Here is a 16848-nt window from a genome sequence, read left to right on the forward strand (position 1 = left end):
GGCCGGGTCTCAATCGAGGCCGGCCGACGCCAGCCGCATCAGGGTCCGGTTCAATCTCGGTGCTGCCGCCACCAGCGCCTTTCCAATGGCCGATTGCGGTGCGTCGATGACGGTTCGGGCATCGCCGTTCTCGGCAACCCGGCCGGCGTCGAGAAGGATAACGCGGTGGGCGATCGACCGGATGACGCCGAGATCATGTGAAATGAAGAGATAGGCGATCTTTTCCTGGCGCTGCAGGTCGAGCAAAAGCTCGAGGATCTCCCCGCGCACGGAAACGTCGAGCGCCGACACCGCTTCATCGAGCACGATCAGCGACGGCTTCGTGGCGATGGCGCGGGCAATGGCGACGCGCTGCCGCTGGCCGCCTGAGATTTCATGGATGGCACGCGGGGCGAGGTCCGCCGTCAGCCCGACGCGCTCCAGCAAGGCGGCGATGCGGCGCGGGCGCTCGCTGCGGGAAGCGATGCCATGGATGCGCAAGGGATCGTCGAGCACACGCGCCACTGTGGCGCGCGGGTTGAAGGCGGCAAGCGGGTCCTGGAACACCATTTGCAGGCGCGCGCGGCGGGCACGCAGTGCTGCGCTGCGCAGGGCCAGGAAATCGTCGCCTTCGAACTCGATGCGTCCGTCGTCCGGCTCGATCAATCGCAGCACCACCCGCGCGATCGTCGATTTGCCGCTGCCGGAGGGTCCGGCCAACGCCAGCGTTTCGCCCGGCTCGATGTGAAAGGAGACATCGTCGACTGCAGCGATGGTGTTGTCGCCTCGACGGTAGCGCTTGGTGAGATTGGACACCGCCAGCAGGCTCATGCGTGGAGCCCGGCTCGGTTCAGCAGCGGCTTGGTGTCGAGGCCGATATGGGCATCGAGCAATGCGCGCGTATAGGGCTGGGCCGGGGCGCCGACAATCTGCGCCGTCATGCCAAGCTCGACCAACTGCCCATGGCGGAAAACGGCGATGCGCCCGGCAAGCTCGGCCGCCAGCGCGATGTCATGGCTGATGAACAGCAGCGTCATGCCGTCCTCGGTCACCAGGCGTCGGATCAAGGCGACGATCTCGGCCTGCACGATGGTATCGAGCGCGCTGGTCGCTTCGTCGGCGATCAGCAATTTCGGACCGGCCGCAATGGCGGCGGCGATCGCCACACGCTGCTTTTGGCCGCCGGAAAGCTGGTGCGGGAAGGCGCGCAGGGCCGAGTCAGGATCGGGCAGGCGGACGCGTTCGAGCAGGGTTTTGGCCCTGGCATAGGACTGGGACCAGGTGAGGCCGAGATGGGTGCGGGCGACTTCGGCGATTTGTTTGCCGATTGGCATTACGGGGTCGAGGCTGGCGGATGGGTCCTGGAAGACGAAACCGATATCGCGGCCGCCGCGGGGAGGGTGACTTGATCTGGTGAAGAGCTTTTGCGGTCTGTGCTCTACGAGGCCCCCCTCTGTCCTGCCGGACATGTCCGGCAGGACAGAGGGAGGTGCCTTGGCGCCCAACGCCGACGGTAGGAACCAATCGATCTTTCCTTCAGTCTTGGTGCTTGCCGGCAGCAGCCCTGCAATAGCCAGCGCCAGCGTGCTCTTGCCCGAACCGCTTTCGCCGATGATGGCCAAGCGCTCGCCAGCCTCTATGTCGAGGCCGACATCCTTCAGCGCCGCCACCTCGTTGCCGTCGCGGCGGTAGGTCACCGTCAGGTCGCGGATCGAAGCCAGCGCGGTCACGACATGCCTCTCCTGACCGCCGTCGTCTCGACGAGGCCTTCACCGGCGAGATAGACGCCGAGCACGGTCAGCACCAGCGCTATGCCCGGGACGATCGACAAGAAGGGCGCGGTGCGCAGGACAGCGCGGCCCTCGGCAATCATGCCGCCCCAGGTGACCCGGTTGGGATCGCCCAGGCCGAGGAACGACAAGGCCGCCTCGGTGAGGATCGCCGCGGCGACGATCACCGACGACATCGCCAGCACCGGCGGCAAGGCATTGGGCAGCACCTCGCGAAAGGCGATCGCCAGCGGGTGCATGCCGATGACCCTGGCGCCGGCGACATAATCGCGTTCGCGAATGGAGAGGACTTCCGCGCGGGCGACACGGGCTGGTCCGGTCCAGGTGCCAAGCGCGATGGCGATCACGACGATGCCGAGCGACGGTCCGACGACGCTGACGAAGGCCAGTGCCAGCAGGAAACTCGGCACGGTCTGGAAGGCGTCGGTGATGCGCATCAGCACCTCGTCGACGAGGCCGCCGGCAAAGCCGGCCAATGTGCCGACCACTGCCCCGACGACAAGTGCGGCGGCCGCGGCGGCGATCCCGACAGCCAGCGATGTGCGGGCGCCATGAAAAAGCTCGGCCAGCACGTCGCGGCCAAGCCGATCGGTGCCAAGCGGGAGCGACCAGTCCTGGAACGGCGGCAGCAGCGCCGGCCCGGCAATCGCTTGCGGATCGCCGGGGAACAGCAGCGACGCCGACAGCGCCATGGCGATCAGCGCCGCCAGGAGGATGGCGCCGGCGACCGCCTCGGGCGTGCGCAGAAAGCGGCGGAGGGCACTCATGCGCCGGCCTCGCTGGCGCCTACGCGCGGGTCGAGGAAGGCATAAGCGATGTCGACGGCAAGGTTGATGACAATGACCAGGACGGCGCTGGTGAGAATAATGCCGAGCAGAAGCGGCGTATCGCGGGAGGCGACTGCCTCCTGCGCCAGCCGGCCGAGGCCGGGCACGGAAAAGACGCTCTCGATGACGACGCTGCCGCCGAGCATCTGCGCCGACTGCAGGCCCAGCATGGTGACCAGGGGCAGCAGCGCGTTGCGGGCAATGTGGGCGAGCACGATGCGGCGGCGCGAAAGCCCTCTGGCGCGGGCGGCCAGCACAAAATCCTGCCGCCAGACCTCGGCCATGCCGGCGCGCATCATGCGCAGATAGAGCGCCAGGTAGATGAAGCCGAGGGCCGAAACAGGCAGGATAAGATGGACGGCGATGTCGGCTGCGCGGTCAAGGCCGGTCTTGTCGGAAGCCAGGGTCTCGATGCCGCCGATCGGCAGCCAGCGCAGGTCGACGGCAAAGACGACGATCAGCACCAGTCCGAGCCAGAAACCCGGCACGGCATAGAGTCCGAGCGAGCCGATCGACAGGAAGCGGTCGCGGAAACTGCCCGGCCGGGCGCCGGCATAGATGCCGAGTGCCGAGCCGAGCCCGAAGGAGAGCGCGGTGGCGCTGACCATCAACAGCAGCGTGTTGGGCAGGCGTTCGAGGATCACATCGCGGATCGGTCGGGAGAAGGTCACCGACTGGCCGAGGTCGAGATGCAACAGCGCCCAGAGGTAGTTAGCCAGCCGCGTCAGCTCCGACTGGTCGAGGCCCCAGCGATGACGCAGCAATTCGATCATGCCGGCGTCGCCGCCGGTCGAGACGATGTAGGCGTCGACGGCGTCGCCGGGGGCGGCCTCGAGCAAAAGGAACGTGCCGATGACGACGATCAGCAGCACGAAGACGCTGCCGACGAGGCGGCGGCGGAGAAGGGTGAGGGCGCGGTTCATGGGGGCGTCGATGGGTTGGCGATACGTTGATTAGGACCGCGCCTAGGCACCCTCCTCTGTCCTGCCGGACATCTCCCCCTCAAGGGGGGAGATCGGCTGTCTCTTTTGGCTTCGCCAATCTCCAACGTTGAAGAATTCGCGGGACAGACAAGCGGCCAATCTCCCCCCTTGGGGGGGAGATGTCCGGTAGGACAGAGGGGGGCCTCGTAGAACTCAAAGCCTACGATGATTTCGCGAATTTTCATCCGCGCAATTCTGTCACGATTCCAGATACGTGTCCGCCCAGTTCGACACCGCCCAGCGCGGGTTGTTGGCGATGTTGCCGACGGTGTCTCGCGCGACGCTGATGAAACTCCATTCGGCGACGTTGATCAGCGGCAGGTCGGCAGCCACCGCCTTCTGGAACTCCTTGTAGAGGTCGGTGCGGGCTGATGCGTCGAGCGTCTCCGATGCCTTGGCGATGAGCGCATCGAGCGCATCGTTCTTGTAGCCGCCCTGGTTGGAGAACGGCACGCCGTCGGGAATGCCGCTCTGCACCAGGATGGTGGTCGAGATCGCCGGATCGCCGCGGAACACCGGCGGACCGACCGCGAGATCGAAGGCGTGGTCGGTGTAGACCGCCTTGATGTGCGCGGCCGAGTCGTTGTTGACCAGCTCAGCGTCGATGCCGATGGCGGCGAGCGCCTGGCGCAGATAGTCGCCGAACTGTTTTGTCTCGTTGAAATAGGGCGCAGGCAGCAGTTTCAGCGTGAAGCGCTTGCCGTCCGGGCCTTTCTTGTAGCCGGCTTCGTCGAGCAGCGCGTTGGCCTTGGCGACGTCGAAGGCATAGGTCGGCACATCGGCGGTGTAGAATTGTGGATCGTTCTTCGGCACCGGGCCGGTGGCTGTCGCGGCATAGCCGAGGAACACCGTCTTGACGACGAAATCCTTGTCGATGGCATGCGCGATCGCCTGGCGCACTTTGACATCGGCCAGTTCCTTGCGGCGATGGTTGATCTCGACGACGAGCTGATAGGTCAGCCCTTCGTAACCCTTGGTGATCACCTTCAGCCCCGGCACTTTCGAGATGCGGTCGAGGTCGGCCAGCGGCACGGCGGAAAAGGCCGCCAGCTGGATCTCTCCGGCCTCCAGCGCGCTCGCCGCGGACGTGCGATCCGGCAGCACCTGATAGATGATCTCGTCGAGATAGGGCTCGTCCTTGCCCCAGTAGTCGGTGTTTTTGGTCAGCCGGTAATATTGGCCGGCCTTGTACTCGCCGAATTTGAACGGTCCGGTGCCGATGGGCGCGTTGTTGGCCGGGTTGTCCTCGATCTTGCCGACCTCGTAGATGTGCTTCGGCACCACGCTGCTCAGCGCCGGCAGCGCGTTGCGGATCAGCTGGAACGGCGTCGGCTTGGCGAATTTGAACACGGCGGTGAGATCGTCAGGGGTCTCGACGCTGGCCAGGTCCTTGAACACGGTGCGGCCGAGGTTCTGCAATGGCTTCCAGATCTGCAGCGCCGAGAAGGCGACGTCGGCCGAGGTGAACGGTTTGCCGTCATGCCATTTGACGCCGTCGCGCAGTTTGAACGTCACCGAGAGCCCATCGGCGGCACCCTCCCAGCTCAGCGCCAGCCTTGGCGCGAGTCCGTCCTTGCCGTCGTAGGAGGCTTCGGCCAGCGTTTCGACGATCTTGCTGGAGATGAAGAAGACGCCGTTGGAAGCGACGATCGCCGGGTTGAGGTTGCGCGGTTCGGAATCGGCGGCAAGCACAAGCCGCCCGCCCTTCTTCGGCGTCTGCGCCCAGCCCGGTGTCGGGATGGCGGTGGAGGCCAGCAGCATTGCCGAGCCGGAAAGCATCGTGCGCCTGGAAATCGTGAAACCTGACATGATCGAACTCCGTCCTCTCCGCGACCCGGTTGGGCGCGCCAATACCCCTCGGACGCCGGCAAGCCCGCCAGCATCCTTGCGGCGGCGATTATGAGCCTTGCCGAGGGTTTCGCCAGAGACGGAATTGGCGCATCCTCGCTTGGCTTTGAAATTTTCGTCCGCTGGACCAGTTTGGAGCATGCGCTTCTATCACGTCAATCTGGTAGGACCAAATTGATGGGATATGCGACAGACAAAGGTATGATGACATCGAACGGTGCTGTTTGCCCTATTTCTGGCTGGACCAGAGCGGGCAAGATGGTGCAGATTTGAGTCATGGCCAGGGGATCGCGAGCGGAACGGCCGGCGGTCCCAGGCAATTCAGGGAGAGAGAGATGAACATTGCTCCGGGCAAGAATGCCGTCGGCAATATCCCGTTCGACCAGGCAAGGGTCGACCGGCTGATGGAGGAGGCCGGCATCGATGTGCTGCTCGCCACCTCCAAGCACAACACGCAATACCTGCTGGGCGGTTACAAGTTCATCTTCTTCGCCGCCATGGATGCGATCGGCCACAGCCGGTACCTGCCGATCGTCGTGTACGAAAAGGGCGGGCCGGACCATGCCGCCTATATCGGCAACCGCATGGAGGGCGGCGAGCACCAGAACAATCCGTTCTGGACGCCGACGCTGCACGCCGCCTGCTGGGGCACGCTCGACGCCGCCAACCTTGCGGTCGAGCACCTGCAGAAGATCGGCAAGGCCGGCGCGCGCATCGGCATCGAGCCTGGCTTCCTGCCATCGGACGCCTATACGCTGATCCGCAAGGCGTTGCCGGATGCCAGGCTGATCGATGCGACCGACATGCTGGAGCGCATGCGCGCCATCAAGACCGATGCGGAGCTGGAGAAGCTGCGCACGGCCTCCGAACTGATCACCGATTCCATGCTGGCGACCATTGCCTGGGCGCGTGAAGGCACGACTAAAAGCGAGATCATCGAGCAGCTGCGGCGCGAGGAAACCAATCGCGGCATCCATTTCGAATATTGCCTGCTGACGCTGGGTGCCAGCCACAACCGCGCCGCTTCACCGCAGGCGTGGAAAAAAGGCGAGGTGCTGTCAATCGATTCCGGCGGCAATTATCACGGCTATATAGGGGACCTCTGCCGGATGGGCATTCTCGGCGAACCGGATGCCGAGCTGGAAGATCTGCTGGCCGAGGTCGAGACGGTGCAGCAGGCGGCCTTCTCAAAAGTCAAAGCGGGCACGCTGGGCGGCGACATGATTTCGCATGCCGAGGGCGTGCTGAAGGCTTCGAAGGTCGCGCCCTACACGGATTTCTTCGCCCATGGCATGGGGCTGATCACGCACGAGGCGCCGTTCCTGATGACCAACCACCCGGTGACCTATGAAGGCACCTATGCGGCCAAACCGCTGGAGAAGAACATGGTGCTGTCGGTGGAGACGACCATGCTTCACCCGACACGGGGCTTCATCAAGCTGGAAGACACGCTGGCGGTGACGGAGAGCGGATACGTGATGTTCGGTGATCGGGGCCGGGGGTGGAACAGGGGTGGGACGGCCTAGCTGGTATTGAGGCTGCTGCCCCCTCACCCGGATTGCCATCCGGGAAAAGCAATTCGGGGCAATCCGACCTCTCCCCGAGGGCAGAGGTCGGAGCCGGAACCGAGGAAAGATCACTGCCCCGGCGGAATCAGCCTGAAATCCGGCAGCTCACGCAAAACCAGTTCAGGTCCTGCCGGCGAATAGACGACGAACAGCTGCATCGGCCCGTCGCCGGTGTTGAGCGTCGAATGAAAGCGGCTTTCCGGCACGTAGATGGTGCAGCCGGGGCCGACCTTCTCGACCATCGGATTGCCCTTCTCGTCCTCGACCATCTGTTCGCCATGGCCTGAGATGACGAAGATGATTTCTTCCGCGCCCGGATGGTTGTGGCGCGTGTGGCCCTTGCCGGAAGGCAGGTCGACGACGCCGCCGGAAAAGCGGGTTGCGCCATTCACTTCGGGCGCCACCGTCAGCGCCAATTTTCCCCAGTCGAAGCCGAAGGCGCTGACGTCCTTCGGGTACACGAACACTTTGCTCTTGTCGGTCATCTCACTCATCCCTTCTTTTTCTTGAATGTGGTCTTCTGGCCGCCGAGCGCGACGGCCTTGAAATCGGCCGTCTGCTTGGCGATCGCGGCTTCCGCCGGCAGCCGTTCCATCGAGCTGGCGCCATAGAAGCCGTGCAGGCCCTTGGCCTGGGAGAGAATGTAACGGGCGTCGTCGGGCATCGAAATCGGGCCGCCATGGCAAAGCAGGATGACATCCTTGCGCACCGAGCGCGCGGCATTGGCGATGGCGTCGATCTCCTGAATGCAGTCGTCGAGCGACTTGGCTGACGTGGCGCCGATCGAGCCGCCTGTCGTCACACCCATATGGGCGACGACGATGTCGGCACCGGCCTTGGTCATGGCGCGGGCCTCATCCGGGTTGAAGACATAGGGCGTGGTCAAGAGATCGAGCTTGTGCGCCTCGGCGATCATGTCGACCTCGAGGCCGAAGCCCATGCCGGTTTCCTCGAAGCTCTGCCGCATGCTGCCGTCGAACAGGCCGATGGTGGGAAAATTCTGCACGCCGGAAAAGCCCATCGTCTTCAGCTCTGCCAATAGCAGCGGCATGATGACGAACGGGTCGGTGCCGTTGACGCCGGCCAGCACCGGCGTGTGTCTGACCACAGGCAGCACCTCATAGGCCATTTCCTTGACGATCTCGTTGGCGTTGCCATAGGCGAGCAGGCCGGCGGCCGAGCCGCGCCCGGCCATGCGGTAGCGGCCGGAATTGTAGATGATGATGAGGTCGATGCCACCGGCCTCCTCGGCCTTCGCCGACAGGCCGGTGCCGGCGCCGCCGCCGACGATCGGCACGCCCTTGTCGATCATTCCCCTGAATTTCTTCAAGATGTCCTTGCGCGGTATGGCGGGCATTTTTTGAGGTCTCTCACTGTCTGGCGATGTCGAGGAAGGCCGCTGTTGCTGCCTTTGCGAATTCCGGGTCGTTGATATGCAGCGGCAGGCGCGTCACGCGGCGCTTGCCGTTGGGCTTGATGGTGCGCTCGATGGCATCGAACAGAACGGCGTCGGCTTCCGGGTCGAAGAAGGCGCCGCCTTCGATGTCGAGCGCCGAGACGCCTTTTTCCGGGATGAGAAAATGCACCGGTCCCCCGCAGCGGGCGAGCCTGGTGCCGATCCACTCGCCGATCGCACGGCATTCGTCCGCCGTGGTGCGCATCAGCGTGACATTGGGATTGTGTTCGTAGAACAGCCGGTCGCGATAGTGCTCCGGGATGGTCGAAGGCGCCCAGAAGTTCACCATATCGAGCGCGCCGACGGAGCCGACATAGGGCAGCCCCGTGCGTGCGACGGCGCCGAAACGATCCTCCGTCGCCGGCAGCACGCCGCCGAACAGAAGATCGCAGACTTCGGTCGTGGTGATGTCGACGACGCCGGACAGCAAGCCGCTGTCGGCCAGCTTTTCCATGCTGCGGCCGCCAGTGCCGGTGGCGTGGAAGACCATGCAGTCATATCCGGAACGGAGCTGGTCGGCGATGGCGGTCACGCAAGGCGTGGTGACGCCGAACATGGTGAGGCCGATCGACGGTTTGCCGTCGGGTGGTGGCGCCGGGCTGGCCGCCATGCCTGATATGGCTTGAGCCGCGTTGTGCAACACGACACGGGAGAGCCGGTTCAGTCCGGCCATGTCGGTCACAGAAGGCATCATGATGATGTCGGAGACATCGACGTAGGGAGCGGTGTCGCCGGAGGCGAGCGTCGAGACCATGATCTTGGGCAGGCCGAGCGGCAGGGCGCGCATGCCCGACGTGACGATCGATGTGCCGCCACCGCCGCCAATGCCGATCATGGCCGCGATGTCGTTGCGCGATTGGGCAAAGCGGGCGAAGGCGATGCCCATTGCGGCGACCGCGGCGCCGCGATCATTGCCGCCGAGCACGGTTTCACTGCCGCCGGGATGATGGTCGGCGATTTCCCTCGCGCTGATATCGACGGGGATGGTTGCGTCGCGCGTTCCGACATCGACACGACAGACGAGGGCGCCCGCAGCCGTGATCGCATCGGCCAGGAAGGCGAGTTCCTCGCCCTTGGTGTCCGCGGTACCCACCACATAAATACGCTTCATTGCGCTCTCCCAATCCTGGCAGGCGCGATGCCGCCCCCATCGCTCATTGCCCGGGCCACTCGACGATGCGGACCATTGCAAATTTTTGAGACGCGCGTATCGTATTGGTATGAATGTCTCACGTCAACAATCCGCTGCGAGCGACGAGGCTGAACGGGCAACCGGCCCAGTGCCCGAACGTGGGCCACGCGCGCGGACCAAACGGCTGATGCTGGAGACGGCAACAAGGCTGATGCAGGCGGGCGTCACGCCCTCGGTCAGCGAGGTCGCCGAGGCGGCCGAGGTTTCCCGCGCCACCGCCTATCGTTACTTCCCGAGCCAGTCGGCACTGGTGCAGGCCGTCGTCGACGAGGGGCTGGGGCCAATCCTCACCTGGCAATCGACCTCCGCCGATGCCGAGCGCCGGGTCGCCGAGCTGTTCGACACGGCCATGCCGCGCATCGAGGCCTTCGAGGCTACGTTCAAGGCAGCACTGAAGCTGTCGCTCGATCAATGGGCGCGGCGTCAGGCCGGCACGCTGGGCGGTGAGCCCGCCTTTACGCGTGGCCACCGCATCGACCTGCTGAAGGATGCGATCGCGCCGCTCAAGGGCCGTTTGCCGCCGCGCGACTTCAAGCGGCTGGCACAGGCGCTGTCGCTTATCTTCGGCGTCGAGGTGCTGATCGTGCTCAAGGATATCTGGGGGCTGGACAGCCGCCGGACGATGTCGGTCGCACAGTGGGCGGCCGGGGCGCTGGTGCGTGCGGCAGTGGCGGAATCGGTCGATGAAGGAGGCAGCCTCGATCCGAAGGCAGTCGTGAAATAGAGCCTAACTGGTTCGACCAGATTGGCATGTACACTACTGATCTTAGCGGTTGGGTGGGGTATTGGACAATACCCGATCATATCACTGAGTAGGAAAATCTTGGTAAAACAGGCAGATAAAGCGGTAATCCGATGGAAATGGCCGCGTCAAGCTGCCAAGAAAGGGCTTGACGCGCATGCAAAATTGGTAATACCAGATTGGATCAGAAAAGCGGATCGAAAGTGAGGGCTGCGATCCATTTTCCGGCGGGGCGAGGAGGTTCGAAACCGGAAAGGTGCGATCACGGGAGGAACTACCAGGGCCGGCCACGTTGCCGGCTCGCACGATAAGGTAGAACGCGCACAAGGGAGGAAATCATTATGCGCAAGTTAGTGACCAGCGTACTTGCTGGTATCGGCTTAACGCTTGCCTGCGGAACGTCCGTTTACGCGCAGGAAAAGTCACTCACCATCTTCTGGGCTGAATGGGATCCCGCAAATTATCTGCAGGAGCTCGGCAACGAGTACGAGAAGCAAACCGGCGTCAAGATCACGGTGGAAACCACCCCGTGGGCCGATTTCCAGACCAAGGCCTTTACCGAGTTCAACGCCAAGGGCAGCGCCTATGACCTGGTCGTCGGCGACTCGCAATGGCTTGGTGCCGCCTCCGAGGGCGGTCACTATGTCGACCTCACCGACTTCGTCAAAGAGAACAAGGTTCTCGACAAGATGGCTCCGGCGACGGTCAAGTTCTACTCCGAATATCCCGGCAACAGCGGCAAATACTGGTCGATCCCGGCCGAGGGCGACGCCGTGGGCTGGGCCTACCGCAAGGACTGGTTCGAGGATCCGAAGGAAATGGAAGCGTTCAAGGCCAAGTATGGCTACGACCTTGCCGTTCCGAAGACCTTCAAGGAAATGACCGACATCGCGGAGTTCTTCAACAGGCCCGACCAGAACCGCTACGGCATCGCCATCTACACACAGAACCAGTATGACGGCCTGGCGATGGGCTTCGAGAACGCGCTGTTCTCGTATGGCGGTGAGCTCGGCGACTTCGGCACCTACAAGGTCGACGGCATCATCAACTCGGACAAGGCGGTGGCCGCGGCGGAAAACTACCGCAAGCTGTTCGGCTTCACGCCTCCGGGCTGGACCAACGCCTTTTTCGTCGAGAACAACCAGGCCATCACCGAAGGCCTGGCGGCGATGAGCATGAACTACTTCGCCTTCTTCCCCTCGTTGATCAACGAGGCGTCGAACCCGAACGCCAAGAACACCGGCTTCTTCGCCAACCCGGCAGGTCCAGGTGGCGAGCAGTTCGCCGCGCTCGGCGGCCAGGGCATTTCCGTCGTCTCCTATTCCAACAACAAGGAAGAGGCGATGAAATTCCTGAAGTGGTTCATCCAGGACGATACGCAGAAGAAGTGGGCGGCCCTCGGCGGCTACACCTGCAACAAGGCCGTGCTGGAATCGGCCGAGTTTCAGAACGCCACGCCCTACAACAAGGCCTTCTACGACACGATGTTCAAGGTCAAGGACTTCTGGGCGGTGCCGGAGTATGCGGAACTGCTGCAGCAGCTCAACCAGCGTGTCTATCCGTACATCGTAAACGGCGATGGTACGGCCAAGGAAATGCTGGATGCGCTGGCGAAGGATTGGGACGCCACGTTCAAGAAATACGGCCGCGGCCAATAACCGACATGTAGTGCGGAGGAGGCCTGCGCCTCCTCCGTTTTCTTTTTCAGGAATGGGAGCAGGTCTTGGCGACCACAATGATCACACCGCTGAATACCTCCTCCAGAGCCGCCTCTCGCGGCCTCAGCGACATTTCGATACGCAACCTCTTCATCATTCCGACGATCGTGTTCCTGATCGTCTTCAACATCTTTCCGCTGATCTATTCGCTCGGCTATTCCTTCACTGACTTCCGCGCATCGACCAATGCGCCGGCCAATTTCGTCGGACTGAAGAACTATCGCGAGCTCCTCAGCGACCCTTATATCTGGAACAATTTCGCGGTGACCGCGAAATACGTCATCGTCTCGGTCGTCGGTCAGGTTGTCGTCGGCTTTGGAACGGCAATGCTGCTCAATCGCACCATTCCGCTCAAGGGCCTGATCACGACATTGCTGCTCTTGCCGATGATGCTCTCGATGGCGGTGGTCGGCCTGTTCTGGAAGCTGCTCTACGATCCGTCCTGGGGTGTCATCAACTACGTGCTCGACCTCGGCAAATTCCAATGGCTCGGCGACCCGAAGATGGCGCTCTACGCGGTCGCGTTCACGGACATCTGGATGTGGTCACCCTTCGTCATGCTGTTATCGCTCGCCGGGCTTTCGGCGGTGCCGAAGCATCTTTACGAAGCTGCCGCGATCGACCGCGCCGGGCCGTTCTATACCTTCTTCCGCATCACGCTGCCGCTGGTCGCGCCGATCCTGATGATCGCGGTCATCTTCCGCACCATGGAAGCCTTCAAGACTTTCGATCTTGCCTATGTGCTGTCGACGCAGCCGAGCACCGAGGTGATTTCCATCCGTCTCTACAAGATGGCTTTCCAGGAATGGCAGACGGGGCGCTCCTGCGCGCTTGCCTATATCGTGCTGATCATGGTGCTGGCGATCACCAACATCTATGTGAAATACCTCAACAAAGTTAAGGAGCGCTGAGATGGCGGCCGTCCAGACTTCGGGTGAACGGGCGCTCAACAAGGTCGCTATTGTCGCCGTCCTCTTGGTGACGATCATCTTCCTGGCGCCGATCTACTGGATCGTGGCGACCTCGTTCAAGCCACGCAACCTGGCCACGACGATCCCGCCGACGGTGATGTTCGAGCCGACCATCTCGCCTTTCGTCAAACTTTTCACAAAGCGCTCACAGTTGCGCAGCCCGCCGTCGGCCGAAGAATATGCCGCCGCCCCGTGGTGGGAACGCGTCGTGTTCGACGGCGGCGAGAAGATCGTGCGCGACGGCAAGGGCCAGGTGCAATGGTCGGGATATCCGAGCCGCTTCCTGAACTCGCTCATCATCGCCATCACCTCGACGGTGTTGGCGGTCGGCATGGGGACATTCACCGCCTATGGCTTCTCGCGCTTCAAGGTGAAGGGGGAAGCGGACCTGCTCTTCTTCATCCTGTCGACGCGCATGTTGCCGGCGGTGGTGGTCGCCATCCCGATGTTCCTGATGTACCGGGCAGTCGGGCTCAACGATACGCATCTGGGCCTGATCATTCTCTACACCGCCTTCAACCTGTCCTTCTCCGTGTGGCTGATGAAGGGTTTCATGGACGAGATTCCGAAGGAATATGAGGAGGCCGCGCTTGTCGACGGCTACACGCGCATGGAGGCGTTCTTCAAGATCGTGCTGCCGGAGGCCGCCACGGGCATCGCCGCCACCGCCGTGTTCTGTTTCATCACCGCATGGAACGAATACGCCTTTGCGCTGATCATGACCAACCGCCGCGCCCAGACCGCGCCTCCCTTCATCCCGAGCCAGGTCGGTTCGGGCCTGCCGGACTGGACGGTGATCGCCTCCGGAACCTTCCTGTTCCTGCTGCCGGTCGCCATCTTCACCTTCCTGCTTCGCAATCATCTGCTGCGCGGCATGTCCTTCGGAGCGATCCGCAAATGAGTTTTCGCGCCTTCAACCAGAAATACCTTGAGCCTGGGTCGCAGATACTGATGGTGCTCGGCATCGTCGCGCTCTGCCAGCCCTGGAACATGCTGCTGCACAGCTATGGCCTGACCATCATCCTGATCGGGCTCGTCGGCTTCAACGTAACCTCCAAGATCGCGCCCGAGGAGAAGGCCGGCACCGGCCAGGTGCGCAATCCGGGAGCACAGCATTGACCCAGATCGAGCTTCGCGGCGTCCAGAAATTCTTCGGCGCCGTCCAGGTCATCAAGGACCTGAACCTCAAGATCGCCGACAACGAGTTCATCGTGCTGCTCGGCCAATCGGGCTGCGGCAAGACGACGACGCTGCGCGCCATCGCCGGGCTGGAAACCATCGACGAGGGCGACATCTTCATCGACGGCAAGCCGGTGCAGCATTTGAAGGCCGCCGACCGCGACATCGCCATGGTGTTCCAGTCGTTCTCGCTCTATCCGCATATGAGCGTCTACGAGAACATCGCCTTCCCCTTGCGCGCCACGCGCAAGAGCAAGACGGAGATCGACAGCGAGGTGCGTTCGGTCGCCAAGACGCTGCAGATCACCGACCTGCTGGACAAGAAGCCGTCGGCGCTCTCGGGTGGCGACATGCAGCGCGTCGCCATTGGCCGCGCTCTGGTGCGGCGACCGAAGGCCATGCTGATGGATGAGCCGATCGGCGCGCTCGACGCCAAGCTGCGCGAGGAGATGCGCGCGGAAATCAAGCGGCTGCACATCAAGCAGGGCTCGACCACCATCTATGTCACGCACGACCAGATCGAGGCCATGAGCCTGGCCGACCGCATCGTCATCATGCACGCAGGCGTCTTGCAGCAGGTCGGCACGCCCGACGAGGTCTATTCGCAGCCGGCAAATCTGTTCGTGGCGCAATTCGTCGGCAGCCCGGTGATGAATGTCACCGATGCGGCGGTGGCCGAGACGGCGTCCTCGGTTTCGGTGACGGTCGGTGGAGCCGCCGCCGGCTTCGAGTTCCCGCGAGCGCTGCTGTCGAAGCTCAACGGCCATGCCGGCGGCCAGTTGGCGCTTGGCATACGGCCGGAAGGCGTGCTCATCCGGCGCGAGGCGACCGAGGGCTTCGTGCCTGTCGACACACATATCGTCGAGCCGCTCGGCTCCTTCGACATCGTCGATCTCAAGGTCGGAACCGAGTTGCTGCGGGCCCGCACCAAGAGCGGCTTCGTTGCCGGACCCGGTGAAAGGGTCTTCGCCAGGATCGACCCGACCCAGGCGCATTTCTTCGACAAGGCAAGCGGCAAGTCGCTCGAGGTGAGACTCTGATGGCCCATATCCAGCTCAAGAACATCTCAAAGACCTTCGGCAACCACACGGCGCTCACCGGGCTCGATCTCGATATTGCCGATGGCGAGTTCTTCGTGCTGCTGGGCGAGACGGGCGCCGGCAAGACGACGACGCTGCGGCTTATCGCCGGCCTGGAGAAGCCCAGCGAAGGCCAGGTCTTCATCGACGGCGTCGACGTTGCCGACTGGGGTGCGGCCGAGCGTGACGTGGCGCTGGTGCTGCAGCAATATTCGCTCTATCCGCGCTACACGGTGCGCGAAAATCTCGAATTCCCGCTGAAGCCGAAAATTCGCCGGCTGCCCGACGCCGAGATCAAGGACCGTGTCGACCGTGCCGCCCGTACGCTGCGGATCGAGCATCTGCTCGACCGCAAGACGGATCGGCTGTCCGGCGGCGAGATGCAGCGCGTCTCGATCGGCCGCGCCATCGTGCGCAAGCCGCGTGTGTTCCTGATGGACGAGCCGCTGTCTGCGCTCGACGCCAAGCTGCGCGAGGCCCTGCGGACTGAACTGAAGAACCTGCAGATACAGCTCGGCGCCACCTTCCTGTTCGTCACCCACGATCAGATCGAGGCGATGTCGATGGGTGACAAGGTCGGCGTGCTCAACCATGGCCGAATCGTCCAGACCGGCACACCGCATGAGATCTACAACAATCCACGCGACACCTATGTGGCGAGCTTCGTCGGCTCGCCGCCGATGAACCTCATCGACGGCAAGCTCGTGAACGGCCGCGCGGTGATGGCGCCGCTGAATTTCGAATTGCCTTTTTCAGGGGGAGCCAAAGCGGGCGGGGCGACCGACGGTCGCCCGCTCGTCTTCGGCATTCGTCCCGAGGACGTCTATCTCGAGAGCGGCGCGCCGGTCGAGGCGCGTGTCCACGACGTCGAGAACCACGGCGTCGAAAAGATCCTGACGCTGCGCGTCGGCGACGCGACACTGCGTGCAACCGTGCCGGCCAGGACCGACGTCGCCATCGAGCAGGCGGTGCGCTTTGCCTGGAACCCCGACAAGGTGGTGCTGTTCGACAAGGGCAGCGGCGTCAGCTTGCGTCACGCCTCGTAGCCGCATCCCAGCCTATTTCTGGAAGTAGGTTTCGTAGGGCGTGTCGTTGATCAGCAGGATCACGCATTCCGTGTCGGAGACGCAGGCGTCGTCATGCATCTCATTGGCTTTCTGGGTCCAGTAGGATCCAGGAGGCAGTTCGACCTTGGTCGCCTCGCCGCCATCCATCTGCCAGTGCGCCCACATCCCCTTTATGACCACCGCACGGTAATCCGCGGTGTGCGCATGGACCGGTGCGCGCCAGTTGCCGGGAACCTTCAGCAACGTGCCTGCCGGACCCTTGGCCCGCTCGCCCCACAATGGGCCAAGACGATGCGGCTGGTCGGGTACTTCCGCCACATAGGGGATCTTGTCGGCCGGCAGGTAGCTGTCCTCGAGGGCAAAGGCGCGCCCGGGAACCGCAAGCATGACGGCGAGTGCGATGAGCTTCGGATGATTTGGCATTGGTTCTCCTCTTCGGACCGGCTTGC

18 protein-coding genes are annotated in these 16848 nt (G+C 63.2%); 9 read left to right on the forward strand and 9 right to left on the reverse strand.

Features of this window, described 5'->3' with window-relative positions; genetic code table 11:
• Nucleotides 1-9 precede the first annotated feature (9 nt).
• The 5 genes from RPF88_RS28430 to RPF88_RS28450 form a co-directional block, all read right to left on the reverse strand.
• Nucleotides 10-810 (reverse strand): ABC transporter ATP-binding protein, encoded by an 801-nt coding sequence (locus tag RPF88_RS28430; RefSeq protein WP_013529483.1) that lies wholly within the window; start codon nucleotides 808-810, stop codon nucleotides 10-12.
• Complete coding sequence (locus RPF88_RS28435) at nucleotides 807-1709, reverse strand: ABC transporter ATP-binding protein (RefSeq protein WP_337123591.1); 903 nt, start codon at nucleotides 1707-1709, stop codon at nucleotides 807-809. The genes RPF88_RS28430 and RPF88_RS28435 overlap by 4 nt, the downstream gene beginning before the upstream one ends.
• The gene (locus tag RPF88_RS28440; RefSeq protein ID WP_064995527.1) at nucleotides 1706-2536 is read right to left on the reverse strand and encodes an ABC transporter permease; all 831 of its coding nucleotides are present in this window, start codon (nucleotides 2534-2536) and stop codon (nucleotides 1706-1708) included. The genes RPF88_RS28435 and RPF88_RS28440 overlap by 4 nt, the downstream gene beginning before the upstream one ends.
• Nucleotides 2533-3519, reverse strand: a complete 987-nt coding sequence (locus RPF88_RS28445; RefSeq protein ID WP_337123592.1) for an ABC transporter permease — start codon at nucleotides 3517-3519, stop codon at nucleotides 2533-2535. Before RPF88_RS28445 ends, RPF88_RS28440 begins: the two co-directional genes overlap by 4 nt.
• Before the next feature lie 258 nt (nucleotides 3520-3777).
• Nucleotides 3778-5388: an ABC transporter substrate-binding protein gene (locus RPF88_RS28450; RefSeq protein ID WP_337123593.1), complete on the reverse strand. Its 1611-nt coding sequence runs from the start codon at nucleotides 5386-5388 to the stop codon at nucleotides 3778-3780.
• 90 nt (nucleotides 5389-5478) lie between these two features.
• Between RPF88_RS28450 and RPF88_RS28455 the strand changes: the two genes are divergently transcribed.
• Nucleotides 5479-5700: a hypothetical protein gene (locus RPF88_RS28455; RefSeq protein WP_224620196.1), complete on the forward strand. Its 222-nt coding sequence runs from the start codon at nucleotides 5479-5481 to the stop codon at nucleotides 5698-5700.
• Between the two features lie 62 nt (nucleotides 5701-5762).
• Nucleotides 5763-6953, forward strand: coding sequence for a M24 family metallopeptidase (locus RPF88_RS28460; protein ID WP_063169052.1), 1191 nt, complete (start codon nucleotides 5763-5765; stop codon nucleotides 6951-6953).
• A gap of 110 nt (nucleotides 6954-7063) precedes the next feature.
• On the opposite strand, the gene RPF88_RS28465 is transcribed toward RPF88_RS28460, so the two are convergent.
• Genes RPF88_RS28465 through RPF88_RS28475 form a run of 3 tightly spaced genes read right to left on the reverse strand, consistent with a single transcriptional unit; the run spans nucleotide 7064 to nucleotide 9562 of the window.
• Nucleotides 7064-7480 (reverse strand): cupin domain-containing protein, encoded by a 417-nt coding sequence (locus RPF88_RS28465; RefSeq protein ID WP_013529490.1) that lies wholly within the window; start codon nucleotides 7478-7480, stop codon nucleotides 7064-7066.
• Nucleotides 7481-7485: 5 nt separating this feature from the next.
• Entirely contained in the window at nucleotides 7486-8352 is an 867-nt protein-coding gene (locus RPF88_RS28470; RefSeq protein WP_024504438.1) for a phosphoenolpyruvate hydrolase family protein, read from the reverse strand.
• Nucleotides 8353-8365: 13 nt separating this feature from the next.
• On the reverse strand, nucleotides 8366-9562 hold the full coding sequence (locus RPF88_RS28475; protein ID WP_337123594.1) for a Tm-1-like ATP-binding domain-containing protein: 1197 nt from the start codon (nucleotides 9560-9562) through the stop codon (nucleotides 8366-8368).
• 109 nt (nucleotides 9563-9671) lie between these two features.
• Here RPF88_RS28475 and RPF88_RS28480 point away from each other — a divergent pair, with 109 nt between their 5' ends.
• From RPF88_RS28480 to RPF88_RS28510, 7 genes are all read left to right on the forward strand, one after another.
• Nucleotides 9672-10367: a TetR/AcrR family transcriptional regulator gene (locus tag RPF88_RS28480; RefSeq protein ID WP_013529493.1), complete on the forward strand. Its 696-nt coding sequence runs from the start codon at nucleotides 9672-9674 to the stop codon at nucleotides 10365-10367.
• A gap of 359 nt (nucleotides 10368-10726) precedes the next feature.
• Nucleotides 10727-12043: an ABC transporter substrate-binding protein gene (locus tag RPF88_RS28485; protein WP_013529494.1), complete on the forward strand. Its 1317-nt coding sequence runs from the start codon at nucleotides 10727-10729 to the stop codon at nucleotides 12041-12043.
• 65 nt (nucleotides 12044-12108) lie between these two features.
• Entirely contained in the window at nucleotides 12109-13014 is a 906-nt protein-coding gene (locus RPF88_RS28490) for a carbohydrate ABC transporter permease (RefSeq protein WP_013529495.1), read from the forward strand.
• Between the two features lies 1 nt (nucleotide 13015).
• On the forward strand, nucleotides 13016-13975 hold the full coding sequence (locus RPF88_RS28495) for a carbohydrate ABC transporter permease (protein ID WP_013529496.1): 960 nt from the start codon (nucleotides 13016-13018) through the stop codon (nucleotides 13973-13975).
• Nucleotides 13972-14193 carry a hypothetical protein gene (locus RPF88_RS28500; RefSeq protein WP_013529497.1) on the forward strand — a complete coding sequence of 74 codons (222 nt, stop codon included), beginning with the start codon at nucleotides 13972-13974 and terminating at the stop codon, nucleotides 14191-14193. Before RPF88_RS28495 ends, RPF88_RS28500 begins: the two co-directional genes overlap by 4 nt.
• The gene (locus RPF88_RS28505; protein WP_013529498.1) at nucleotides 14190-15293 is read left to right on the forward strand and encodes an ABC transporter ATP-binding protein; all 1104 of its coding nucleotides are present in this window, start codon (nucleotides 14190-14192) and stop codon (nucleotides 15291-15293) included. Before RPF88_RS28500 ends, RPF88_RS28505 begins: the two co-directional genes overlap by 4 nt.
• Nucleotides 15293-16378: an ABC transporter ATP-binding protein gene (locus RPF88_RS28510; RefSeq protein WP_013529499.1), complete on the forward strand. Its 1086-nt coding sequence runs from the start codon at nucleotides 15293-15295 to the stop codon at nucleotides 16376-16378. Before RPF88_RS28505 ends, RPF88_RS28510 begins: the two co-directional genes overlap by 1 nt.
• A gap of 12 nt (nucleotides 16379-16390) precedes the next feature.
• On the opposite strand, the gene RPF88_RS28515 is transcribed toward RPF88_RS28510, so the two are convergent.
• Nucleotides 16391-16822: a DUF4437 domain-containing protein gene (locus RPF88_RS28515; protein WP_013529500.1), complete on the reverse strand. Its 432-nt coding sequence runs from the start codon at nucleotides 16820-16822 to the stop codon at nucleotides 16391-16393.
• Nucleotides 16823-16848 lie beyond the last annotated feature (26 nt).

The sequence above is a fragment of the Mesorhizobium sp. ISC11 genome (assembly GCF_037162595.1).
Taxonomy (GTDB): Bacteria; Pseudomonadota; Alphaproteobacteria; order Rhizobiales; family Rhizobiaceae; genus Mesorhizobium; species Mesorhizobium ciceri.

Coding starts and splice junctions, on each gene's coding strand:
- RPF88_RS28485 (WP_013529494.1), top strand. CDS start 10,727: ATGCGCAAGTTAGTGACCAGCGTACTTGCTGGTATCGGCTTAACGCTT.
- RPF88_RS28455 (WP_224620196.1), top strand. CDS start 5,479: ATGAGCCTTGCCGAGGGTTTCGCCAGAGACGGAATTGGCGCATCCTCG.
- RPF88_RS28475 (WP_337123594.1), bottom strand. CDS start 9,562: ATGAAGCGTATTTATGTGGTGGGTACCGCGGACACCAAGGGCGAGGAA.
- RPF88_RS28510 (WP_013529499.1), top strand. CDS start 15,293: ATGGCCCATATCCAGCTCAAGAACATCTCAAAGACCTTCGGCAACCAC.
- RPF88_RS28450 (WP_337123593.1), bottom strand. CDS start 5,388: ATGTCAGGTTTCACGATTTCCAGGCGCACGATGCTTTCCGGCTCGGCA.
- RPF88_RS28495 (WP_013529496.1), top strand. CDS start 13,016: ATGGCGGCCGTCCAGACTTCGGGTGAACGGGCGCTCAACAAGGTCGCT.
- RPF88_RS28470 (WP_024504438.1), bottom strand. CDS start 8,352: ATGCCCGCCATACCGCGCAAGGACATCTTGAAGAAATTCAGGGGAATG.
- RPF88_RS28445 (WP_337123592.1), bottom strand. CDS start 3,519: ATGAACCGCGCCCTCACCCTTCTCCGCCGCCGCCTCGTCGGCAGCGTC.
- RPF88_RS28465 (WP_013529490.1), bottom strand. CDS start 7,480: ATGACCGACAAGAGCAAAGTGTTCGTGTACCCGAAGGACGTCAGCGCC.
- RPF88_RS28460 (WP_063169052.1), top strand. CDS start 5,763: ATGAACATTGCTCCGGGCAAGAATGCCGTCGGCAATATCCCGTTCGAC.
- RPF88_RS28440 (WP_064995527.1), bottom strand. CDS start 2,536: ATGAGTGCCCTCCGCCGCTTTCTGCGCACGCCCGAGGCGGTCGCCGGC.
- RPF88_RS28515 (WP_013529500.1), bottom strand. CDS start 16,822: ATGCCAAATCATCCGAAGCTCATCGCACTCGCCGTCATGCTTGCGGTT.
- RPF88_RS28430 (WP_013529483.1), bottom strand. CDS start 810: ATGAGCCTGCTGGCGGTGTCCAATCTCACCAAGCGCTACCGTCGAGGC.
- RPF88_RS28480 (WP_013529493.1), top strand. CDS start 9,672: ATGAATGTCTCACGTCAACAATCCGCTGCGAGCGACGAGGCTGAACGG.
- RPF88_RS28500 (WP_013529497.1), top strand. CDS start 13,972: ATGAGTTTTCGCGCCTTCAACCAGAAATACCTTGAGCCTGGGTCGCAG.